General features: G+C 50.7%; 5 protein-coding genes. 2 read left to right on the top strand and 3 right to left on the bottom strand.

The genetic code is table 11. The features are described 5' to 3' along the window. Positions 1–271: 271 nt before the first annotated feature. Positions 272–790 carry a hypothetical protein gene (locus tag F8N00_RS17230; RefSeq protein WP_421018665.1) on the top strand — a complete coding sequence of 173 codons (519 nt, stop codon included), beginning with the start codon at positions 272–274 and terminating at the stop codon, positions 788–790. 69 nt (positions 791–859) lie between these two features. Here the strand turns inward: F8N00_RS17230 and F8N00_RS17225 are convergent, their stop codons facing one another. Then, positions 860–1582: an SDR family oxidoreductase gene (locus tag F8N00_RS17225; protein WP_035397359.1), complete on the bottom strand. Its 723-nt coding sequence runs from the start codon at positions 1580–1582 to the stop codon at positions 860–862. Between the two features lie 111 nt (positions 1583–1693). Between F8N00_RS17225 and F8N00_RS17220 the strand changes: the two genes are divergently transcribed. Next, on the top strand, positions 1694–2047 hold the full coding sequence (locus F8N00_RS17220) for a winged helix-turn-helix transcriptional regulator (protein ID WP_023468323.1): 354 nt from the start codon (positions 1694–1696) through the stop codon (positions 2045–2047). Between the two features lie 14 nt (positions 2048–2061). On the opposite strand, the gene F8N00_RS17215 is transcribed toward F8N00_RS17220, so the two are convergent. Continuing rightward, positions 2062–3036: a hypothetical protein gene (locus tag F8N00_RS17215; RefSeq protein ID WP_023468324.1), complete on the bottom strand. Its 975-nt coding sequence runs from the start codon at positions 3034–3036 to the stop codon at positions 2062–2064. Then, positions 3033–3197, bottom strand: coding sequence for a hypothetical protein (locus F8N00_RS17210; RefSeq protein WP_421018664.1), 165 nt, complete (start codon positions 3195–3197; stop codon positions 3033–3035). The genes F8N00_RS17215 and F8N00_RS17210 overlap by 4 nt, the downstream gene beginning before the upstream one ends. Positions 3198–3237: the final 40 nt, after the last annotated feature.

Genomic DNA, 3237 nt, shown 5'->3' with positions numbered 1-3237 from the left:
AGATGTGTATAAGAGACAGGTATATCCTCGACTGGATGCCGCTCGTGATTCCTGTCGGTGCCATCGTCTTTATTGTCGTCATTGCGCGTAAGGCTTCAAAAATCGATGCTGAAAAGTAAGGAGACTCCATTCAGGGAGTCTTTTTTTATTGGATCCTGTTGTTACTTTATTCGCACGATTTCCCTATTGTGAAAAAACATAATGTCATCCATTTCTATGATATAAAGGAACTAGGCGAAAGACCTAATATTAGGAAATCATGGAGGGACAGATGAGACAAAGAACCGTCATGACTTTACTTGCACTCAGTTTACTGCTTACCGTATGTATGATGAAAAAAACAACGTTGACGCCAAAGGCCAGTACCATCGATCTCACCATCGCTGTCTTCGGAAAGGCTCCAGTACTTACGCAATCCCCGGACTTCCACTCGATTGATCTGCAGGATATCAAAAGGGATTTACGACGTTACGATGCCGTCATGATCATGCCGGAGTACTTACATCAGGCATCGGGACGTGACTATGCCACCGTCTACCGGAAAGCACAGATTCCGTTTTTCTTCATCGGCTCTCAAAAATCCGTCGAACCGTTTCTTGATCCGAGTCTCTCCTATGAGGAAAGCATCTCGGTGCCGAATCCGACGTTTGCGGCTGGTATGCTCTATGACGATACACAAGAGACGACCTGGTTGTTCGGTGAGGGGATCGAACGACCGAATCGTTCAGAGCAACTGAAGATCTATCAATCAATCTTTCAAACGATTGAACAGAGTCACCTAATAAAGTAACGCTTACATGAAAACAGACCGAAGCGCTCGGAAGTACATCCATTTCCGAGCGCTTCGGTCTATTATTCGTCAATCGACTTGTTTCGTCGGGGCTAAGACGATTTCTCGAATATTGACGTGTTGTGGTTGCTCGAAGGCGAATAAGACGGTGTCCGCGACGACTTGCGGATCGAGACCACCGTCAATCGACTGTTTCCATTCGTTGTAGCCGTCCTTGATCGCGTCACTTGTCGTATGACCGAGTAATTCCGTCTCGACGACTCCTGGTGCGATCGTCATGACGCGGACACCGTGAGAGGCGACTTCACCCCGGACGTTCTCACTCATCGCGTGGACGGCGAATTTCGTGCCGACGTATGCGGCGTGGTCGGCGAACGTCTTTTTACCGGCAATCGAACTGATATTGATGATCGTACCGGTCTTCCGCTCTACCATCGAGGGAAGGACGGCTTGCATCCCGTGTAAGACACCGAGCGCATTGACGTCAAACATCTCTTCCCATTCTTCCGCTCCTTGCGTCTCGATTTGACCGAGTAACATCCGTCCTGCATTGTTGATGATCGCTTCGACCGGTCCGAACGCTTCCGTCGCGTCTGCTAAAGCAGCATCGAGGGCAACTCGGTCGGTGGCTGCGACTTGGCGAATCAAGACATCGTCTGAAGCAAGGCTCGCCAGACGGTCAATCCGTCGTCCGAGCAATAAGACGCGGTACCCTTTCTGAATGAACGTTCGCGCAATCGCATGCCCGATTCCTGACGTGGCACCTGTGATGGCAATGAATCCTGTTTTCATGATATCGTCTCCTTATTTGATATGATAGATTGAAGATAACAGAGAGAAACCAATCCGAGAAGTACGCACTTTTAGGTCAGTCGGTTACCTTTTGGTAAGGGAGGGGACGGTATGCCGTATCTAAATGAGTTCGATGCGACGATGCGTCAGATTCAAGGCAAGTGGAAAGTGATGATCTTGTACGAGCTGCACGAAGAAGGGACAGTACGTTTTAATACACTGGAGCGTTATATCCAGGACGTCTCACCAAAGACGCTGACGCAACAGTTGAAACAACTCGAACAAGATGGCTTGATTACACGGACCGTTTACCCGGAGATTCCACCCCGCGTCGAATATGCCTTGAGCGAAAAAGGAATCTCTTTGATTCCCTTACTTGATGCGATTTGCGACTGGGGTCTTGCGACGACACCACGCAACCAATTGATGCGCACGTTATGCGACGAGGAAGCCCCCGCTCCATGAGCAGGGGCTTTTTGTTAACGTTCGATTTGTTCCCGTACTTGACGGCGGAACGTCTGGATGTCGTAAGCTGGTTCACTTGGACTGAACTCGATTCCGTCAATCAGACGCGCGTTTGGTGACGCATCCGGGAACTCGATCCGTGTCAGCCATTCAAGCGTCGTCTCTTCATGGCGTCTTGGGAAAGCTTGCTCGAGTTGAGAGGCAATCTTCAGAAGCGGATGATGACTATGCCGCTTTGGCGCATGCGCCCGTACCTGCTTGGAGTGCTTGACGGTTTGTTCTCTTTCGATTGCTATGACTTTTCGCTTCCGGATGACATAAAGCGTAACCGCAACTAAGATCACGGTCAGAAGCGTCGTTGCGATCCAAATCCAATCCGGTGTTCCTGCCTGGACGGCAGCTTGATCCACGTCTTGAACACCTTTGATATTCTTTAGCCCCATTGCCCGGTTCGTCATCGTGTCCGCTTCTCGACCAAGTGGTTCCGTCCAAAGGAATAATGAACCGAATGCTTCAAATAGCGGACGAATCGCACTCGTGACGGATCCGACGAGCGCTTCTTTCGTGAGCCGGAAGACGACAGCGATGATCAGCCCCGCGCTGAGGACTAACGCGATCGTCGGTAAGATACGCCGCCATTCTGTCATGTACGTGACGACGAATGGATACGCAATGACGAAGACCAAAATTAAAAATGCGCCAATCGGTGGTGTCACTCCTGGGAACAATACCATCACGACGCCGATGACCATCGCACTCGTAGCGTATCGCCACGGCGAATCGACCGTATCAAGAAACGCGGTCCAGGCGACGAAGACGAGCGCTAAGACGCTAGCTACGGGAGAGAGGAAATATAAGGACCCCGCTACGAGTAGCTGTAATCCGATGCGAAGCGAACGATGCGGCACGAAGGCAAGTGCCGGAAGAGCGAGCGCGAGATAGAACGGAACCGGTAACAGGCTCGCAAGGAATATCCACCAGAGAATCATGCGCTCACTCCTTTCTGCCGGTGACCGAGATGGATCTCCGCCGTCGTCGACGGTACACTACGTTGCAATCGTTTCGTGAAGTACCGGCGTTCGAGCGGTAGATCGTATTCGGAAATCCGAGCAAGGCATTCCATCGTCCGTAGGAATTGATGTTTTCCCATACCAGACGGAACATGGTCTGTCTCTTATACACATCTCCGA

The organism is Exiguobacterium sp. A1_3_1 (genome assembly GCF_048985645.1).
Taxonomy (GTDB): domain Bacteria; phylum Bacillota; class Bacilli; order Exiguobacteriales; family Exiguobacteriaceae; genus Exiguobacterium_A; species Exiguobacterium_A indicum.
Note: the sequence above shows the minus strand (reverse complement) of the source record. Positions and strands in the feature narration are given on the sequence as shown.